16 protein-coding genes, 1 other RNA gene and 2 pseudogenes are annotated in these 19,046 nt (G+C 32.2%); 10 read left to right on the forward strand and 9 right to left on the reverse strand.

What is annotated here, in order from left to right:
• Positions 1-238 precede the first annotated feature (238 nt).
• Positions 239-580, reverse strand: coding sequence for a hypothetical protein (locus IAI56_RS07995; protein WP_187657372.1), 342 nt, complete (start codon positions 578-580; stop codon positions 239-241).
• A 326-nt stretch (positions 581-906) separates the two neighbouring features.
• Positions 907-1,392 (reverse strand): hypothetical protein, encoded by a 486-nt coding sequence (locus IAI56_RS08000; protein ID WP_187657373.1) that lies wholly within the window; start codon positions 1,390-1,392, stop codon positions 907-909.
• A 378-nt stretch (positions 1,393-1,770) separates the two neighbouring features.
• On the opposite strand from IAI56_RS08000, the gene IAI56_RS08005 reads away from it, so the two are divergent.
• Positions 1,771-2,346: a transposase gene (locus IAI56_RS08005; protein ID WP_187657374.1), complete on the forward strand. Its 576-nt coding sequence runs from the start codon at positions 1,771-1,773 to the stop codon at positions 2,344-2,346.
• Between the two features lie 43 nt (positions 2,347-2,389).
• On the opposite strand, the gene IAI56_RS08010 is transcribed toward IAI56_RS08005, so the two are convergent.
• Positions 2,390-3,811, reverse strand: coding sequence for an ATP-dependent DNA helicase (locus IAI56_RS08010; RefSeq protein WP_187657375.1), 1,422 nt, complete (start codon positions 3,809-3,811; stop codon positions 2,390-2,392).
• On the opposite strand from IAI56_RS08010, the gene IAI56_RS08015 reads away from it, so the two are divergent.
• The 3 genes from IAI56_RS08015 (at position 3,802) to rsmD (ending at position 5,479) form a co-directional block, all read left to right on the forward strand.
• On the forward strand, positions 3,802-3,945 hold the full coding sequence (locus tag IAI56_RS08015; protein ID WP_187657388.1) for a hypothetical protein: 144 nt from the start codon (positions 3,802-3,804) through the stop codon (positions 3,943-3,945). The genes IAI56_RS08010 and IAI56_RS08015 overlap by 10 nt on opposite strands.
• Before the next feature lie 140 nt (positions 3,946-4,085).
• Entirely contained in the window at positions 4,086-4,898 is an 813-nt protein-coding gene (locus IAI56_RS08020; protein ID WP_187657376.1) for a DUF3822 family protein, read from the forward strand.
• Entirely contained in the window at positions 4,895-5,479 is a 585-nt protein-coding gene (rsmD, locus tag IAI56_RS08025; RefSeq protein ID WP_187657377.1) for a 16S rRNA (guanine(966)-N(2))-methyltransferase RsmD, read from the forward strand. The genes IAI56_RS08020 and rsmD overlap by 4 nt, the downstream gene beginning before the upstream one ends.
• Here the strand turns inward: rsmD and IAI56_RS08030 are convergent, their stop codons facing one another.
• Positions 5,480-5,620 (reverse strand): hypothetical protein, encoded by a 141-nt coding sequence (locus IAI56_RS08030; RefSeq protein ID WP_187657378.1) that lies wholly within the window; start codon positions 5,618-5,620, stop codon positions 5,480-5,482.
• A 123-nt stretch (positions 5,621-5,743) separates the two neighbouring features.
• Between IAI56_RS08030 and IAI56_RS08035 the strand changes: the two genes are divergently transcribed.
• Both IAI56_RS08035 and IAI56_RS08040 read left to right on the forward strand, forming a co-directional pair.
• Positions 5,744-7,102, forward strand: coding sequence for a sensor histidine kinase (locus IAI56_RS08035; RefSeq protein ID WP_187657379.1), 1,359 nt, complete (start codon positions 5,744-5,746; stop codon positions 7,100-7,102).
• Positions 7,103-7,254: 152 nt separating this feature from the next.
• Positions 7,255-7,908, forward strand: a pseudogene (locus IAI56_RS08040) (response regulator transcription factor); the annotation flags it as partial.
• A 26-nt stretch (positions 7,909-7,934) separates the two neighbouring features.
• On the opposite strand, the gene rnpB reads toward IAI56_RS08040, so the two are convergent.
• Positions 7,935-8,245, reverse strand: an RNA gene (rnpB, locus tag IAI56_RS08045) — RNase P RNA component class A.
• Between the two features lie 130 nt (positions 8,246-8,375).
• Here rnpB and dnaX point away from each other — a divergent pair.
• Both dnaX and IAI56_RS08055 read left to right on the forward strand, forming a co-directional pair.
• Positions 8,376-9,458 carry a DNA polymerase III subunit gamma/tau gene (gene dnaX, locus IAI56_RS08050; protein WP_133531434.1) on the forward strand — a complete coding sequence of 361 codons (1,083 nt, stop codon included), beginning with the start codon at positions 8,376-8,378 and terminating at the stop codon, positions 9,456-9,458.
• Between the two features lie 296 nt (positions 9,459-9,754).
• Positions 9,755-10,141 carry a DNA polymerase III subunit gamma/tau gene (locus IAI56_RS08055; RefSeq protein ID WP_317192449.1) on the forward strand — a complete coding sequence of 129 codons (387 nt, stop codon included), beginning with the start codon at positions 9,755-9,757 and terminating at the stop codon, positions 10,139-10,141.
• A 73-nt stretch (positions 10,142-10,214) separates the two neighbouring features.
• Here the strand turns inward: IAI56_RS08055 and IAI56_RS08060 are convergent, their stop codons facing one another.
• From IAI56_RS08060 to IAI56_RS08075, 4 genes are all read right to left on the reverse strand, one after another.
• A complete protein-coding gene (locus IAI56_RS08060; protein WP_222940990.1) occupies positions 10,215-10,796 on the reverse strand; it encodes a hypothetical protein in 582 nt (193 codons plus the stop codon).
• A 100-nt stretch (positions 10,797-10,896) separates the two neighbouring features.
• Positions 10,897-11,787, reverse strand: coding sequence for a Ppx/GppA phosphatase family protein (locus tag IAI56_RS08065; protein ID WP_187657380.1), 891 nt, complete (start codon positions 11,785-11,787; stop codon positions 10,897-10,899).
• Between the two features lie 3 nt (positions 11,788-11,790).
• The gene (gene ppk1 / locus IAI56_RS08070) at positions 11,791-13,935 is read right to left on the reverse strand and encodes a polyphosphate kinase 1 (protein WP_187657381.1); all 2,145 of its coding nucleotides are present in this window, start codon (positions 13,933-13,935) and stop codon (positions 11,791-11,793) included.
• A gap of 5 nt (positions 13,936-13,940) precedes the next feature.
• Positions 13,941-14,423 carry a SixA phosphatase family protein gene (locus IAI56_RS08075; protein ID WP_187657382.1) on the reverse strand — a complete coding sequence of 161 codons (483 nt, stop codon included), beginning with the start codon at positions 14,421-14,423 and terminating at the stop codon, positions 13,941-13,943.
• 620 nt (positions 14,424-15,043) lie between these two features.
• On the opposite strand from IAI56_RS08075, the gene IAI56_RS08080 reads away from it, so the two are divergent.
• Positions 15,044-15,586, forward strand: a complete 543-nt coding sequence (locus tag IAI56_RS08080; RefSeq protein ID WP_187657383.1) for a hypothetical protein — start codon at positions 15,044-15,046, stop codon at positions 15,584-15,586.
• 23 nt (positions 15,587-15,609) lie between these two features.
• Positions 15,610-19,046 (forward strand): annotated as a pseudogene (locus IAI56_RS08085) (hypothetical protein); the annotation flags it as partial.

Raw genomic sequence — 19,046 nt, forward strand, 5'->3', positions numbered from 1 at the left:
TCTTCTGTTTTAAAATAAGTTCTTATCCATTTCATAAAGTTTGTTCCTGTTTAACGTAGCAATAAAATTATTGCTAACTACAAATTAACGGAATTTGGCGGGAATTATTGTTAGATATTATTGAAACCTGACAGGTTTTAAAACCTGTCAGGTATAGAAAAAAATCACTCCTCAAAACTCTCATCGTTAACCCTAGCTATGCATTCTATGATAAAAAAAACTAAAAAAATGCAGCGTACTACAATTTAGCCTTTACAATATCCATCAACACTTTGTTTTGAATTTCTAGCGCCTTGATTTGTGATTGGAGGTCGGCAATTTTTTGTTGGTTTTCTGCGTGAATATCAATGGTTGTTGTATAGCTAGTAGGCAATTGAGTGGCTATATCCGCAAAAAAATTATGCTCTAAAGCATGACTTAGTTCCCATAATTTACTGGTTTGGATGGTTGTCTTCTTTTGGTAACTTAAAAGTGTATGCAACATTATCCCCATTTTTCGAGCTAAGGCTGCTCTTCTTATTCTTTTGGTTTCTAGATGATGGTTTATTATTTCGTTTACATTCAATTGGTTATTAGCCATATCTTTAGGTTTTTAGAATTAAACAAAAGTACTTATTTTTATTAAAACTTAATTTTTTATTGTATTAATTACTTTATTATAATCTATTAATTGTTGTTTTTTTATCACTAATTATTGCATTTTAAACTATTAATTACTTTATTTAATACTATTTTTAAGTGTATTTAATACTATTAATTATTTTAAAATATAGTATTTATTACTTTAAAATATAGTATTTATTATTATATAAAGTAGTATTTATTATATTTAATTAATGTATTAATTACACTTAAAAATAGTATTAAATAGAATTAAAAGTTGACTATAGCCAGTTATATAGTCACTTATATGTCATCATTGCTGTTTTTACCTTGATTTTTACTAGTGTAGCGCGCTTTTAGGGTTTCATAAGCAGTCTTGGTTCCTGGCACACCCACTTTGGAAGCATTCTTTATAAATTCGTAGGTAACATTGGAAGTCATATAGGCTTCGTGTCCTGCAATTCGTTTAGCATCTTGAAGTCTACTCAAGCCTTGCAAAAGAACCGTTTCTAGTTGGTCTAGCTGTGTATATACCTTCAAATCATTTTCTAATGATGATAAATCAATATAGGAAGGCAACACATTGGGCAAGGTTTTGCCGGCGTTTAGCACATTTTCCGAAAAAATTTTATTAGCAACATTTATCGATTTTAACTTTTTTCGCTCCTCTGGAGTAAGTCCGCCACATTCTGGAATTTTAGAAATAAAGGAAGCTATGTCTTGAAGCATACTCTGGGTATCTGCTTCTGGAAGTACCACATTAATTCTGTTGTAGTTGATATTTGCCATTGTTAGATTTTTTTTGCATCAAGTTGCATGTGATATCATTTATACTTGAAATTATTATAAAGTAAAGCTACTATTTATATACTACAATTCCAATTGTGTTTATCGAAGCTAGTTCAATCATTGTTCTGATACTTAGAAACCTGACAGGTTTTTAAAACCTGTCAGGTTTACAAAAAAAAATCACCCCTCAAAACTCTCATCGTTATACCCAATCAAATATAATATGTCTTTGGCTCGAGTAACGGCGGTGTACAGTTAACAGTTAGAAACCTGACAGGTTTTAAAAACCTGTCAGGTTTGGGAAGTAAAGACTACATTTATTTGGTTATGATATTCAAAATAATTTTATTTTTGTAATTCAATATTAACCAATAAGTTATGATACAAGTACTAGAAAACGGTAAATACTACCATATTTATAATCGTGGAATAAATAGTACAACACTCTTCAAAGAAAAAACCAACTTTGAACATTTTCTCAAACTTTATGATTATCATATTAATCCAATAGCAGAAACCTATGCTTGGTGTTTAATGAAAAATCACTTTCATTTGTTGGTTAGAATTAAAAATGTTAATGAAATAACTCTTGAAAAGAAAATTCTACCATCACAATCTTTTTCAAATCTTTTTAACGCTTACACTAAGGCTTTCAACAAAAGCTATAATCGACATGGAGCATTATTCGAAAGACCGTTTAGAAGAAAAGAAATTAATTTTGACAATTATTTTCAGAATGTAATTGTTTACATTCACAATAATCCAGTTCATCACAAAATATGTGATCATCCATTAGAATATCCATGGAGTTCTTATGTAAGCTGTATTTCTGAAAAACCAACAAAACTTCAACGTAATGAATTTATCACGATTTTTAACAATATTGAAAACTTTAAATTGGTTCATGAAGAAGTAATAAATAATTTTGAGATTGAAAATTTTCTAGGTATTTAACTCTAAACCTGACAGGTTTTGAAAACCTGTCAGGTTTAAAAAATCACCCCTCAAAACTCTCATCGTTAAACCCAATCAAATACAATTTATCTTTGGCTCGAGTAACGGCGGTGTACAACCATCGAACGTAATCTACAGTAATGCCATCGGGTAAATAAGGTTGTTCGATAAAAACGGTGTTCCATTGTCCGCCTTGACTTTTATGACAGGTAATCGCATAAGAGAATTTCACTTGCAAAGCGTTGAAGTATTCGTTGTTTTTTACCTTGAGGAATTTGCGGTATTGCGGTTCGCCTTCATAGTCTTTCATCACTTCTTGATACAAAGCATTGCTTTCTTCGTAGGTTAATGACGGCGATTCGCTGCTGATGGTATCGAGTAATACAATGGTTTCAAATGGTTTTTGGTTGGGGTAATCGACCATTCTGATTTTAACATTCGCAAACCGAAAACCATACAACTCTTTAAAGTTGAAAATTTGCAATACTTCAACAATATCACCATTGGCAATAAATCCGGCTTCATCGGTTTCTTTGAGCCAAAAATAATTGTTCTTCACAACCATCAAATAATCGCCAACGGAAAGTTCGCTGTCTTTGTCCAAAATTCGGGTTCGGATTTGCTGATTGTATTGGTTCGCTCGTTTATTGGAACGAACAATAAAACACGTATCTTCAATGCTGTAATTGCTGTAAGCACTTTGAATAGCATCTTGAATATCATAACCATCGGTTAAGCGAACGATGTCTTTAAAACCTTTTACCTTAAATTGAATATCGGTTAAAAAGGTTTCTTTCAGAAGTTCACGTAATTGTGTTGCATTATACAAAATCCCCGATTTTTCTTCCTGACGCATTACTTCGTCTAACTCAATCGACAACACGGTTTTGTCATAATGCAAAGCCAAACTATCGGTATCCAATGCTGGGCTAACTTCCATTTGAACTGGTGGCAACTGCGCCGTATCGCCAAGCAAAATCATTTTGCAATTTTGACCATTGTAGATGTAAAAAATCAAATCGTCGAGCAACGAACCGTTTTCATACAGTTTCGAATCGGCAGCAACATCCGAAATCATCGAAGCTTCATCGACTATAAAAATGGTATTCTTGAATTTATTGGCTTGCGTGGTAAACGAAACGCCGCCACCTTTTCCTTTTTTGGGAAAATAAATCCGTTTGTGAATGGTAAAAGCGGGTTTATTGGAATAATTAGCAATGACTTTTGCCGCACGACCAGTTGGTGCTAGCAATACGGCTTTCATATTAATGTCGTTCAAACTGTTAACAATGGTAGAAATCACTGTTGTTTTTCCCGTTCCAGCATAACCTTTCAAGACAAATATTTGCTCATCATTTTTATCCGTTAAAAACTCGGAAATCATCTGAAAAAAAATATTCTGCTTCAAAGTGGGCTGAAACGGGAATTGTCTTTTCAAAATACTGTAAAACTGATGTGGAAGCATTAAAAGGCTATGTTTATTTTGGAGTTCAAAGATACTTTATTCAACTTCAAAAATCAATGGCAACTTCAAAAATCAATGGCAACTTCAAAAATCAATGGCAACTTCAATTACAAAAATCAATTTCAATATTTTAAAATTAACTTTTTAAACTTGCTTTTGTCTTTGACTTTTGAATTTGTTTTTTGAATTTGACTTTTGGAGATTGCTTTTTGAGATTGCTTTTTGAAGTTGACTTTTGAATTTGTTTTCGTAAGTTTGCCTTTTCTATAAATTTATGTGGCAAAACACCAGCGTTATCGATAAAATGTACCGAAAATTGACGGTTCAGGTTTCACTGAACGGTTTGTCGTTTGCTACTTTTGATACGCTGACCAATAAGCCACTGGTTATTCAAAAAATAACGTTAGGAAAGTTTGAAAAGAATACACGCATCGAAGATTTATTTAATGATGCATTCCTGAAATATCCTGAACTCAAAGCTGGCTATGACGAAGTGGTGATTGTTCACAGCAATAATTTATCGACTTTTGTTCCCACAGCTTTGTTTGACGAAGAATATTTAGGCAGTTATCTACAGTTCAATACCAAGGTTTTTGAAACCGATTTTTTTGCGTTTGACCAATTGGAAAAACACGAAATGAATAATGTTTACATTCCTTATGTGAACATGAATAACTTTTTTATCGATCAATTTGGTTCGTTTGATTATAAACATGCCAATACTATTTTGGTGGAAAAGTTATTGGATATTTCGAAAAACAACGACGAAAGAAAAATGTTTGTTCACGTGAGCGAAACGCATTTTGAAATTGTAGTCATTCGAAACCAAAAATTGGAACTATACAATTCATTTGATTATAAAACGCCCGAAGATTTTATTTACTACATTCTTTTTGCGGCAGAACAATTGCACTTAAATCCAGAGCATTTTAAATTGGAATTATTAGGCAACATCAATGAAGAAAGTCCGTTGTTTCAAATGGCATTCAAATATGTTCGAAATGTTTCTTTATTCAATGTGAATTTTATTTTCAATTCCTTTTCCGAAGCTGAAAACCGCGAACATTTTATATTACTTCACTCATGAGAATCATTTCCGGAAAATACAAAGGCAGACGAATTTCTCCACCCAAAAATCTTCCTGTTCGTCCAACGACCGATATGAGCAAAGAAGCATTATTCAATGTTTTGAACAATCATTTCAATTTCTCGGAACTGAAAATTCTAGAACTTTTTGCAGGAACCGGAAGTATTAGTTATGAATTTGCTTCGCGCGGTTGTACTCCTATTTTGTGTGTTGACGGCGATATGGGTTGTGTGAACTTCATCAAGAAAACTGCCAAAGAATTTGACTTTGACATTACGGCATTAAAAAGCGATGTCTTTAAATTCTTAGAAAAACACAAAGGAAATTACGATATTATCTTTGCCGATCCACCTTATGGAATGAACCAAAAGGAATTCGAAAAAATCATCGAACTTATCTTTGAAAACGAACTTCTGGACGAAGAAGGAATGCTAGTTGTAGAACATTCTAAATACACCAAACTGGATCAAATGAGCAATTTTTCATTTCAGAAGAATTATGGTGGTTCTGTTTTTTCTTTCTTTGAATTTGAAAGCGAAGAAGAAAATGATGATGAGGATTTAGAAGGTGAAGAAGAGTAATTATTTTGTTCTTCCTGGATTTTCGTCAATACTTTTCTCTTTAAACTCTGAGTTTTCTATTTCTACTTTTTTATCTTCAAGAGTAATATAACTTGACACTAACACAAGTAAAAAAATAGCAAGGGCAACAACTAATTTCATAATTTTTTATTTGCCACAAAATTGTTTCAATAATTCATTAGCCTAAGTTAATTAGAGGTTAATCGACGGTTAAAAGTTTTACTTTGAAACAAATGCATTATTTTTGACATTCATTTACATCACATGAAGAAAAAAATAAATTTGTTAATTGGTTTTTCGGCACTGGTTTTGTTGCTGCTTTGCGCGATTCAAGTTTATTTGGTCAAAACTGCCTATGACTATAAAGTAGAACAATTTCATACCGAAGTAAAAGAAAAAATTGGCAACATTACTAATAATTATACCGAACTTGACTCTAGTGTTTTCCTGAAAAAAGACGCACTTTATAAAAGTTTATTGGAAAAAATAATCCACAACAAAAGCTATCGATATAATGTTAAAAGTGATTTGTTAGCCAATGAATATCGTGATATTTTAACGCTACGTCTAAGAGAAAAACTGAACAAAGAATTTCCCGAAAGCGAAATTACCTTTGCCGTTGTGGTGAATAAATTTATTGTCTTCAATAATACCACTGAAACCGACACCATTTTTTCTGAAAAACCATTGATTGGTAATTCAATTTATGGCGATTTGGCTTCGCTGGACAATGCCTTTTTGGTTCGAAATTATGTAGGAACAACCAGCGCCATCCAAAATGGGAATTATAAACTTCTAACAGAAGACAGTCTGTATGTATCAGTGCACAACGCAGAACATATTATTTTAAGTCGAATGACTTCCATTCTAATTCTGGCTATTTTTTCGATGGTGGTTTTGATAACGCTTTTTGTCATCACCATAAAATCACTAATCAAACAGAAAAAAGTAAGCGATGTTAAAACCGATTTTATTAATAATATCACTCACGAATTAAAAACACCTTTATCGACTTTGAGTGTTTCTACTAAAATGTTGTCAAGACCCGAAATCAAAGAGAATGAAGCCATTTTCAATACTATAATCGATACAGTAGAACGACAAAACAACCGTTTGCAAAACATCATTGACCAAGTGATGAGCAACTCGTTAGGTTTTGAAGAAATTGAATTGCAGAAAGAAAAAATCAAAATCAATTCGTTGTTAAAAACCATCATCGCCGATTTCAATTTGGCGTTTCCTAACATCAACATTCATACTCATTTCGACCAAAATGAAACATCTCTAACCTTGGATAAGTTTCATTTAACTACTGCTGTGACTAATGTTTTGGAAAATGCCGTAAAATATGGTTGCCAAAATATTACCATTAGTACGCAAAACGAAAATGGTTATTTTCAATTACGCTTGCAAGACGATGGCATTGGAATTTCGAAAGCCAAACAACATTTACTCTTTGAAAAATTCTATCGTGTAGAACAAGGCAATTTGCACAATACGAAAGGACTTGGATTGGGTTTATATTATGTTGATCAAATTGTAAAAGCCCATAAAGGTTCGGTTAATGTTATGAGCGAATTAGGAAAAGGCGCTTCATTTACTATCAGTTTACCAACTTTTTGATATGTCTTTAACATAAAAATATTTTAATATAAACCATTAAGGAATTAAGGTAATTAAGTAAAACCATCCTTAATGAAACTTAATTTCTTAATGGTTTTGTGAGTTTTAAATATTTAATTTTTTAATTACGCCAAAACCTAGTCTTTCAACCTATGAAAAAAGTACTTTTAGCCGAAGACGATATTGATTTTGCTACTGTTTTGAAGCACTATCTTGAAATTCATCAGTTTGAAATTCATTGGGCAAAAGACGGTGAAGAAGCTTGGCAAACATTCAATTCCAAAGATTTTGACATTTGTATTTTTGATGTGATGATGCCTAAAATTGACGGATTTACTTTAGCCGAAAAATGCGTAGAGCTAAAACCTGAAGTTCCTTTTTTATTCCTAACTGCAAGAAATCAAAGTGAAGACAAAATCAAAGGACTAAAACTTGGCGCCGATGATTATATCGTAAAACCATTTGAAGCCGATGAATTGGTTTTGCGTTTGACTAATATTTTAAAACGAACTTCACGACAAAAACCATTGGACGTAATTCAAAATGACATTCAAATTGGTTTATTTCTTTTTGATACCAAACGTTTGGAATTAAGAACCGAAAACAGCAAACAACAACTCACGGAGAAAGAAGCAGCTTTGCTCACATTCTTATTTGAAAATAGAAATCAGTTGCTAAAACGAGAAGAAGTGTTGCGCTCCGTTTGGAATAATGAAGATTATTTCTCTGGACGAAGTATGGACGTTTACATAAGTAAATTAAGAAAATATTTCGCTGACGATAAAACTATTTCGATAGAAAGTATTCGAAATATTGGTTTGGAGTTTAAAACAAAAAAAGCAGACCTGTAAGCCGGATTCTGTATTCGCCGAAACGAACCCTTATCATTTATCTAGTTCCGCAATTACTCACGGAATCAATCTTCCTACCCTTCGACAACGGACGAGTAATCCTTAAATGCCGATATACTTGGAATTTCACCGCATAGAGTTTACCTGGTTTCACTACAGCCGAACTGTACCTGCTTTCTGTTGCACTTGTCCTAATTCAATTTCTTGAATTGACGGATGTTATCCGCTATGCTACTCTTTGGTGTCCGGACTTTCCTCCTCAATAAATTGAGACGATAAGGCGGTCTGCGGTGCAAATGTAGAATATTAGATTTTAGATATTAGATATTAGATTTAAAATTTTTAGTCATTTAAAATATTTGATATCTAATATTTGATATTTGATATTTCAAAACCTATATTTGTAATCCAATAATTTGCTAATGGAACAATTTGTAGTATCAGCTCGAAAGTATCGTCCGCAAACGTTTAAAGACGTTGTTGGACAACAAGCGATTACCAATACGTTGCTGAATGCTATAGAAAATAATCACTTAGCTTCTGCCCTATTATTTACTGGTCCAAGAGGTGTTGGAAAAACAACTTGTGCGAGGATTTTGGCTCGAAAAATCAATCAACCTGGATATGACGATCCATTTGAAGATTTTGCATTCAACGTTTTTGAGCTTGATGCGGCTTCCAATAATTCGGTTGATGATATTAGAAATTTGATTGACCAAGTTCGAATTCCGCCACAAACCGGACAATACAAAGTGTATATTATTGACGAGGTTCACATGTTGTCATCGGCGGCATTTAATGCTTTCCTAAAAACATTGGAAGAACCACCAAAACATGCCATTTTTATTTTGGCAACGACCGAGAAACATAAAATCATTCCAACTATTTTATCACGTTGTCAGATTTTTGATTTTAAACGAATTACAGTAAAAGACGCTAAAGAACATTTAGCTGAAGTTGCTAAAAGTCAAGGTGTTGCATTTGAAGACGATGCTTTGCATATTATTGCGCAAAAAGCCGATGGTGCAATGCGTGATGCTTTATCCATTTTTGACCGAGTAGTTTCTTATTGCGGAAATAATCTAACGCGTCAAGCCGTAACTGAGAATTTGAACGTTCTTGATTATGAAACCTATACTCGAGTAACCGATTTGATTTTGGAAAATAATATTCCCGAAGTTTTATTGGCTTACAATGAAATTTTGGCAAAAGGATTCGACGGACATCATTTTATTGCTGGATTGGCTTCGCATTTTAGAGATGTTTTAGTGGCTAAAAATCCAGCGACACTTTCCTTATTGGAAGTTGGCGAACAAGCACAACGATTGTATTTTGAACAAGCCAAAAAAGCCTCTTCAGAATTTTTATTAAAAGGAATTGATTTAGCAAATGATTGTGATTTAAAATATAAAGTAAGTCAAAATCAACGCTTGCTGGTTGAACTTTGCTTGATGCAATTGTGCTCTGTCAACTTTGACGGAGAAAAAAAAAAGCTAATTTCATAATTCCGCCAACGTATTACAGAAATTCAGGTTATTCCATAGTTGAAGCTGGAAGTCAGAAGTCAGAAGTTAGAAGTCAGAAGTTAGAAGTTAGAAATCAGAAGTTAGAAGCTGGAAGTCAGAAGTTAGAAGTTGAAGAACCGAAAACTGTTCAAAATTTAACTGATGATAATCTACAACTAAATAAAAACCCGAAACCCGAAACTCAAAACTCAGAACTATCACCAACTAAAGTTTCCGCGTTATCGTTAGCTAGCATTCGTGCGAAAAAAGAAATTGCTGAAGCACAAAAATCGGTAGTGAAAGAAACGGTTCATTTGCCAAGCGAAGCTTTTACCGAAACCGAAATGCTAGAACAATGGATGAAATATGCACAGCGAATGGAAGACAAAGGTTATCGCATTATTGCTTCATTGTTAACCATCAACGATCCAAAACTGGAAGGAACAAAAATCATCCACGAATTACCAAACGAGAGTTCGAAGATTGATTTTGAAAAAGAACGACCAGATTTATTGGGTTATCTTCGTGGTAAACTTCACAATCACGAAATTACGATTGAAGCCAGAGTAAACGAAAGTATTGTAGTTAAAAAAGCATTTACACCTCAGGATAAATACAACAGATTGAGAGAAATAAATCCTAATCTTGATTTATTAAGAAAGATGTTTGATTTGGATGTTTAGCTCATAAAATCGAATAGTTCTCCAAAACCTTTGTCAAAGTTTCGAACTTTGACAAAGATGGAAAGTTTATAGATTAAAATTTAAAGTCAAATTTTGGAGGATTTTCATGTAAGTAAATAAAATTCTCAACGTCTTCAAATATTTCTATGATTTCCTCTCTTTTTAGATTAGTTTTTGAAACGGAAATCATTCCTAAATAAGATGAAAATTTGTAACTTTTATAATCTTTAGGATTTAAATGAATATATAAAACTAAATTTTTCAAATATTCTTCATTTTTAACCTGAATTCTTTTAAACGGAGACTCTAATAATGCTCCATGACGATTATTCAGTTTATTATACGATTGTGTATATGAACTGATAAATTTTCCAAATTGTTTACTTACTATCGATGCTGAGGAATGTAATCCTTTCAAATTAGGATTATCAATTCTGTTATTTATTACTGAACTTTTTACTTTTATTAAAAAATGAAAATGATTGGGCATCAAACAATAGGCATAAACATCAACGTAGTCTAATAGATACTTTAAAAATTTTGACAAGAAAAACAGATAATTCTCTTCATTATCAAATATTTGACATCCGTTTATTCCTCTGCTGTAGATATGATAAAATCCATCTTCTTCCAATATTTCATTAATAATATTCATAAAATCACTTTATTACTTTTCTTGATAACCTTTGTCAAAGTTTGGAACTTTGACAAAGGTGGAAATCTTAAATCAAAAATCGCAATTCTTTAGTCAAAAATTAAATAATTCCCTGATACATTGCTTTTACAATTCCATCGGAAAGACCAATTTTTGGCACATAAATTTTAGTGGCTTTACTCCATTTCATGGCATTTAGATAAATTCTAATTGCGGGAATAATTACGTCAGCTCGGTCAGTGTTTAAACCCATTTCGGCAATACGTTGGTCATAAGTCAATGAATTCAGATATTGATATTGCGAATTCAGATACATATATGATAACGCTTGATCTTGCATTTTTCCAGAAAGTTTAAAAATTTTATTAATATTTCCGCCAGAACCAATCAGGATTACATTTTCATATTCTGCCGTATGTAGTTTTATCCATTTTTCGATTTCTTCCCAAACGACATCGTTTACCATATTATTCAATAAACGAACGGTTCCGTTTTTGAACGATTTAGAAGCTATCATTTTTCCGTTATCAAAAAGAGAAAACTCGGTACTTCCGCCGCCAACATCAACATACAAATAGGTTTGGTCGGTTTTTATAAAATGATGCAAATCGGATGAAGCAATAATTGCAGCTTCGTTTTTTCCATCGATTATATCAATTTCAATTTCGGCTTTTTCCAAAATTGTATTGGCTACTTCTTTTCCATTATAAGCTTCGCGCATTGCAGATGTTGCGCAGGCTTTGTATTTTTCGACTTTATACACTTTCATCAATAACTTGAAAGCTTTCATGGCATCAATCATTCGGTCGATGTTTTCTTCGGATATTTCGCCAACTGTAAATGCATCTTGTCCAAGACGAATTGGCACACGAATTAAAGCACTTTTGTTAAACTGAGTTTCTTTTCCTTCTTGCTCTACAATATTAGATATAAGCATTCGCATGGCATTGGAACCAATATCGATAGCTGCATATTTTTTTATAGTAATCATTAACTAGTCTTGGTTTGGAATTGGACAATTGGAATTTAGCAATTCCTTATTTTGATTTAAAAAATAATTATAGGTTTCAAATTGTGCTCTAAAAATTGGCTCATTTTTTTCTCGTTTTCGATAGATATTATCCAATTTTTCTGAATGAAAACGTGCTTTTACATTTCCTTTCCAACCTACATTAAAGATTTCGATGATTTGTTTTTTACAATCTTCGTCATATATTGGACAAGTTACTTCTACTCTACCATCAAGATTTCGTGTCATAAAATCGGCGGAAGAAATAAAAACTTCGGGTTTATCGTTGTTACAAAAAATAAACGAACGCGTATGTTCAAGGAAATTATCCACGATGCTTATGGCTTCGATGTTTTCGCTCATTCCTTTTACGCCAGGAATTAACGAACAAATTCCTCTGACTTGCAATTTAATTTTTACACCTGCATTACTGGCATCATATAATTTATCAATAATTTGAAAATCAGACAAGCTGTTCATTTTTAAATGTATGTAAGCATTTCGTCCCATTTGAGCATTAATAATTTCTCTATCAATTAGTTTACTCATTTTTGAACGAGTATAATGTGGTGAAACAATTAGATGTTTGTAACGATGAATTCTATAATTAACATCAAAAAAGCCAAAAATCTTGTTTACATCTTTCAATATTTGCTGATGACTTGTAAATAGTGTTATATCGGTATAAATTTTAGCCGTTGATTCGTTGAAATTTCCAGTAGAAATGAATCCGTATCGTTTTATTTTGGTATTTTCTATTCGCTCGATGACACAAATTTTACTGTGAACTTTCAATCCTTTAATACCAAAAATAAGTTCAATTCCTTCTTGTTGCATTACTTCGGCATAGGAAATATTACTGGCTTCATCAAAACGCGCTTGCAATTCGATTTGAACCGTAACTTTTTTTCCGTTTTTAGCAGCATTAATTAACGAACTAATGATTTGCGAATTTTTTGCCAATCGATATAACGTAATTTTTATAGCTGTAACTTTTGGATCCAAAGCTGCTTCTCTAAGAAATTTAATCAGATACGAATAGGATTGATATGGCGTATTGACTAAATAATCTTTTTTAGCAATTTTACTCAAAATACTTCCATCGAGCGAAAGTCCTTCTACTGGCAACGGAACTTTTGGCTGATACAATAAATCAAATCTTCCTAAATTTGGAAATGCCATATAATCACGGCGATTGTGATATCTTCCGCCAGGAATGATACTATCAGTTGCATCAATATTCATTTTAGTTAAAAAGAATTTCAATGTATCTTTTTCAATTTCGGTATCGTACACAAATCTAACAGGTTCACCAATTCGTCTTTCTTTTACCGAAGTTGCAATTTTTTCGAGCATACTTTTACTCATGTCGCTATCGATATCGAGCTGCGCATCGCGAGTAATTTTTATCATGTGAGCTGAAATGCTTTCGTATTCAAAAATATTGAAAATACTGTTGAGATTGAACCTAATAACGTCGTCAAGCAGCATGATGTATTGCTTTCCGTTTTTGGTAGGAAGAACTAAAATTCGGTTAAAAGTTCTAGGAATTTCAATTAAAGCATAACGGATTTCTTTTTTTGGCTTTTTTAAAACATTCAATACAGAAGTCTTTTCTTCATGGTTTTTCATTACCAATTTAATAGCCAAATAACCTGATGTATCTTTCAGCAAAGGAAATTCTGCCAAATCGTTTAATATAATCGTAACCAATTCAGGACTAACCGTTTGAATAAAATAGTCTTTAATAAATTCGGCTTGATCAGCATCGACTTGGGTTTCGTTTAGAATGATAATATTTTCCTTTTCAAGTTGTTCTTCGATTACTTTTAGAACTTTTAAACTTTCGGATTGTTGCTTGATTACAATTTCGGTAATGTCTTTAACAAGTTGTTGTGCAGAAATTCCACCAAGAACTTTTTCACCTGATTTTCCACTTAATGCTAACCTTCTAACGGCAGCAAAACGCACTCTAAAAAATTCGTCTAAATTATTGGAAAAAATTCCTAAAAAACGTAATCTTTCAAGTAATGGAACAGCTTCATCGGCAGCTTCTTGAAGCACTCTGGCGTTAAAAGCTAACCAACTTTTTTCTCTATCTATATATCTGTATTTCTTTTCTTCGTTCATTGTTTTTAAATCTCTTTTGGAAAAATCACTTTGGTAGTTTTTCCGTTAGACAAGTTTTTCCATGAATTTGTTTCAAAAGTAATCTTTACAAAACCGGAAGTGGGAACATTGTCAACAAAAATGTTCCCAAATTTATTGACAAAATTTGTAATGGCCTCATTATGTCCAAAAACTATTAAATTATCATAATCATCTGGGCAAGACTTTATAATTTCCTCAAGTCTTTTTCCATCAAAAGTGTATAATTCTTCTTTAAAATCAATATTTTCTATAGGATAGGATAAATTTTGGGCAAAAATTACAGCGGTCTCTGTTGCTCGCTTAGCAGGACTACTCCAAAGTAAATACATTTTTGGAATGTGTTTGCTAAGGTCCGATGATACCATATGCGCATCATGTATTCCTTTACTGGTCAATGGTCTATCAAAATCCCGAAGTGGTGCATCCCAACTAGATTTGGCATGTCTAACTAGCATTAATTGTTTCATGAATATAATTCTTCAAAGTTATTTAATGTATAAATTTAAACTATTATAATTAAAAATGGAAGTATAATTAAAGTGATTTTTAAAACAAAATGCATGATAGTTAAATTATGGCTCTAAAAATTATTTCAAAAACATATAAAGAATAGATTTATAAAAAAATCAAATAAATATAGCGTATAGTTTGTAATTTTAAAAAAACAATTCATTGTTAATAATTTTTGTAATACTTTATACTATAAAAATAATAAATAACACACTTTATCTATAAAATAATGCATTTTATCGATATTTTTTTTGATAGATTAATTAGTAATTCTTACTTTCGAACTTTAAAAGTTTTGTAAAATGACAAGTTAAACTCAAAAAAACATAAAATCTCTTGTCAAAAAGTGAATAAAAAAAGTAAAATTATGTAATATAAATATAATATTTGAAAGAAAATTGACATCTTAACGAGTTTTCGTGTTGTTTGTAGAAAAAATGATGAATTTATAAACATAGTGTATAGTTTTACACTAATATAGTATAACCCAAAATATTATAACTTCATTATGCCTACATCCTCAATTCGAGCCCTGATTTAAATTTTCTTAAATATTTATTCTACTAAATCTAATTGTATGAAAACAAATACTATTATCATCCTATTGATTACATTTTATAGTGTTACCATTTTATCTCAAAATTCAACTATAAATATAACTTCTCCTACATCTTTAAATGTTAAAGCTATTGATGATTTCTTAGTTCCAGTAAATGGTTTGCAAAATAACGCAAATCAATCAGCTGTGGCTTTATTGAATATTCAGAACGTTAAAAATTTAATATACAATACTCAACCTTCTATCTATTATTTTTCGGGTGTTGAAAAAATATATGGTGAAAAACCAAAAAACCTATTTACAGATCTTAATTCATTAAGTAATTTAAACAATGTTATTTCTTTAAAAAATAATATTGAAATTATCATTATCAAATTAGAAAATACAAATCAATTGAATTCCACTATTAGCTTGGAATTGTTTTCAAGCTTTAAGAACTTAAAATATATTTACATTATTTCAAGTTTTGATACTACTGCACAAGCTATTGCAAACATGATAGTAGGAAGTAATGATCAATATAGTGTTTTCTTTAACGTAGAAAAAGGAGACACTAATTAATAATTGAGACAAAAAAAGAATATATGAAAAATCTATACTTTAATTCAGTCGTAAAAAAGCTTAAAAGCATTGCTGTTTTATTGTTAATTCTATTAGGAATTTCCAATACTGTAGATGCACAAATAAGAAAAGCTTTTACTCAAAGAACCTCACAATATACTCCTAACAAAAAGATTTATAATCTCAAAGGTGACTTTACCATGCTGGGAAATACTTGTTTGACACCTCAAAACTATAGTCCAACGACCAACAACAATGGTCAGTTTATGATTTATGTTGATACAGATGGTGATTCAAATACATTTAACTCCTCTTCTTCAACTTTAGTTTTTTCTACTGAAAATGGAGCTATTCCAGCATGTTCTAATATTGTTTATGCTGGTTTGTATTGGACAGGTAGATCTTCCCCTAATGCAACTTTTGATGTAACCAAAGGAGTTGCGTCTCCTCAACCCGTAAATAATGATTTAAATATTGTTCACAATCAAAATATTGCAAGCACAAGCCCTATTTATTCAACAAATTATACTTTATCTGTAACAACTGGTGGTACTAGTAATAATTTTTATCCAATATATACTTTTTCAGGTAATGGACAAACCTATGCATTTAGATTTTACAACAGTTCAGAAATAAATAGAGTAACTCTATCCATTAATGGGGGAACTGAAACTAATATTCCAGTTAGTGTAGATGCTGGAAATACTCAAGCGAACCTTACTACACCATATGCTATAACCGATGGAACAGTAACAATAACCATAAATAATTTAATTCGTAATGGAGGTACTAATGAAACTGCCATAAATACACAAAACAATTCAAATGCTAATGTTAATGTTTCAGGTTTAGCATCAGTTACAACTAATGTTACCAAAACATTTAATAAAAGAATTGTCTCATTAAAAGGACCAGGCGCCTCATCGTACACACAAATTATTGCAGCTGCTAATGACATTTATTATCCTTCTGGGACTGATGATAATATTTTTTCCGCTTATGCTGAAATCACCGACTATGTCAAATCTGCTGTTACTGGTGGTCTTGGACAATATACAGTTGCTGACATGGCGCTACTTGAAGGTAACATAGGTGGAACCGGATTTTCAGGTGGTTGGGGAATGATAGTTATTTATGAAAACACAAAAATGAATTGGAGAGATGTAACTATATTCGACGGATATGCCTATGTAGCTTCTACAAATACAAGTGGTTATGATTTACCTGTTTCAGGATTCAATACTGTTCAAACTGGCAACGTGGGAATGAAGTTAGGATTAATAGCAAGTGAAGGTGACATCGGTTTTTCTGGCGACTATATCAGAATTAGAAACCTTAACACTAATAATTATACTAATTTAAGCCATTCTGGAAATTCAACTTCGAACTTCTTTAATTCCTCAATTAATACTGGTGGTACAAGAAATCCGAATTTAGTAAACAACACAGGTATTGATGTAGCTATGTTTAACATTCCTAATTCAGGAAACACTATAATAGGAAATAATCAAACTTCTACAAATTTCAGATATGGTACAACTTCTGACACCTTTTCTATCTCTACAATTGCTATGTCAATTGATGCCTTCATACCTGAATCCGAAGGAATAGTATCTCTTGTGTCATTAAATAACAATCCACCTGTTGTTCCTTACACTCTTGAACCTGGACAAGAAGGTGAGTTTAGTGTTGAAATTAAAAATCTAGGCTTTGAAGCAATTAATAACTTCAAAGTTACTTTTCCTATACCTTTCAACGCAACATATGTAGCTGGTAGTGCAGTTGGAAACATATTTAGCCCTCAAACAAACCCAACTCCAAATAATATTGCATTCTTGCCTAATCTCGGAGCAACTGGTTCATTAGTTTGGGATTTTGGAACTTTAGTTTTACCAACAAATCCAAATGCCATATTGGCAAAACTAAGATTTAAACTTAAGGCTACTACTGATTGTACCATATTAAACAATACAACTTGTAACAATTCAATATTAGTTGAAGGTGGCATGAGTGGTATTGGAGCAACAACAGGACTTGCATTTACAGGTAAAAAGTTTATTAGCGGATATGAATCGAACGGACAATGCAATGATAATCCATTAACTGACCCGTTTTCAGTTAAAATAGAAGCTTCAAATTATCTACAACTAAATTGTCAAAATACTTCATCAACTAGAAGTTTTTCGTATTGTAGCGAAAACACTAGTGTTGGAACATCTGAAATTGCATCATTCTTCCCAGCTGGATCAAGATTCTACAATCAGTTTCCAGTTACCGTAAATTCAATTGAATTTACAGATGCTAACCCTATTCCTCTTGTGGCTGGTTCAATAGTAACATACTATGCTGTTCCACCAAACAATTTAGCACAATGTAATTATCCTTTCACAATTTCTAAATGCCCCCCAATAATTGCACAAAATGATACCCTAAATGGTGGAAATGGAACTACAGGAAACTCTAATATTGGAAATGTTTTAAGTAATAATGGCAATGGCCCTGATACAGTAAATGGAATTCCAGCAACTATTTCTCAAGTTACTATTACAGTCACAACTCCAGCAACTCCTATTGGTTTAGCTTCTAATCCTGTTCCATTCATTAATACAATAAATGGAGAAGTTAGTATTCCTATTGGAACTCCTATTGGAACCTATACAATTATTTATAATTTATGTGACATAAATAATAATGTCAATTGTGATCCTGCAATTGTAACTATTAATGTAACATGTGGAATAATACCTCCTCCACCAACAATAGCTTGTTACGAAACAGCCACTTTCAATACAACAACTTGTCAATACGATATAGTTGGAACAATGCCAACACCACCAACAGAGTTAAATTGCTACGAAACTGCCACTTTCAATCCTACTACTTGTAAATATGATATAACAGGTACAATGCCAGCAGAACCAACGGAATTAGCTTGTTACGAAACAGCAACTTTCAATACAACAACTTGTGTATGGGATGTAACAGGTACTCAGCCAGTACAACCACCAGCTGTAAACTGTTGGGATAACTTCCAATTCAACACTACTTCATGTAGTTGGGTAAACCAAGGTACACAACCAGTACAACCACCAGTTGTAAACTGCTGGGATAATTTCCAATTCAACACAACGAGTTGTTCATGGGTAAACAATGGTATACAACCAGTACAACCACCAGTTGTAAACTGTTGGGATAATTTCCAATTCAACACAACGAGCTGTTCATGGGTAAACAATGGTACACAACCTGTACAACCACCAGTTGTAAACTGTTGGGATAATTTCCAATTCAATACAACTTCATGTAGTTGGGTAAACAATGGTACACAACCTGCACAACCACCAGTTGTAAACTGTTGGGATAACTTCCAATTCGATACTACTTCATGTAGCTGGGTAAACCAAGGTACACAACCGGTACAACCACCAGTTGTAAACTGTTGGGATAACTACCAGTTCAA

Origin of the sequence: Flavobacterium macrobrachii, from assembly GCF_014486675.1 — a bacterium.
GTDB classification, from domain to species: domain Bacteria; phylum Bacteroidota; class Bacteroidia; order Flavobacteriales; family Flavobacteriaceae; genus Flavobacterium; species Flavobacterium macrobrachii.

Bases quoted from the DNA above. Each gene is read 5' to 3' on its own strand.
- IAI56_RS08035 (WP_187657379.1), top strand. From the start codon at position 5,744: ATGAAGAAAAAAATAAATTTGTTAATTGGTTTTTCGGCACTGGTTTTG.
- rsmD (WP_187657377.1), top strand. From the start codon at position 4,895: ATGAGAATCATTTCCGGAAAATACAAAGGCAGACGAATTTCTCCACCC.
- dnaX (WP_133531434.1), top strand. From the start codon at position 8,376: ATGGAACAATTTGTAGTATCAGCTCGAAAGTATCGTCCGCAAACGTTT.
- IAI56_RS08080 (WP_187657383.1), top strand. From the start codon at position 15,044: ATGAAAACAAATACTATTATCATCCTATTGATTACATTTTATAGTGTT.
- IAI56_RS08020 (WP_187657376.1), top strand. From the start codon at position 4,086: ATGTGGCAAAACACCAGCGTTATCGATAAAATGTACCGAAAATTGACG.
- IAI56_RS08030 (WP_187657378.1), bottom strand. From the start codon at position 5,620: ATGAAATTAGTTGTTGCCCTTGCTATTTTTTTACTTGTGTTAGTGTCA.
- IAI56_RS08075 (WP_187657382.1), bottom strand. From the start codon at position 14,423: ATGAAACAATTAATGCTAGTTAGACATGCCAAATCTAGTTGGGATGCA.
- IAI56_RS08005 (WP_187657374.1), top strand. From the start codon at position 1,771: ATGATACAAGTACTAGAAAACGGTAAATACTACCATATTTATAATCGT.
- IAI56_RS08065 (WP_187657380.1), bottom strand. From the start codon at position 11,787: ATGATTACTATAAAAAAATATGCAGCTATCGATATTGGTTCCAATGCC.
- IAI56_RS07995 (WP_187657372.1), bottom strand. From the start codon at position 580: ATGGCTAATAACCAATTGAATGTAAACGAAATAATAAACCATCATCTA.
- IAI56_RS08060 (WP_222940990.1), bottom strand. From the start codon at position 10,796: ATGAATATTATTAATGAAATATTGGAAGAAGATGGATTTTATCATATC.
- IAI56_RS08000 (WP_187657373.1), bottom strand. From the start codon at position 1,392: ATGGCAAATATCAACTACAACAGAATTAATGTGGTACTTCCAGAAGCA.
- ppk1 (WP_187657381.1), bottom strand. From the start codon at position 13,935: ATGAACGAAGAAAAGAAATACAGATATATAGATAGAGAAAAAAGTTGG.
- IAI56_RS08010 (WP_187657375.1), bottom strand. From the start codon at position 3,811: ATGCTTCCACATCAGTTTTACAGTATTTTGAAAAGACAATTCCCGTTT.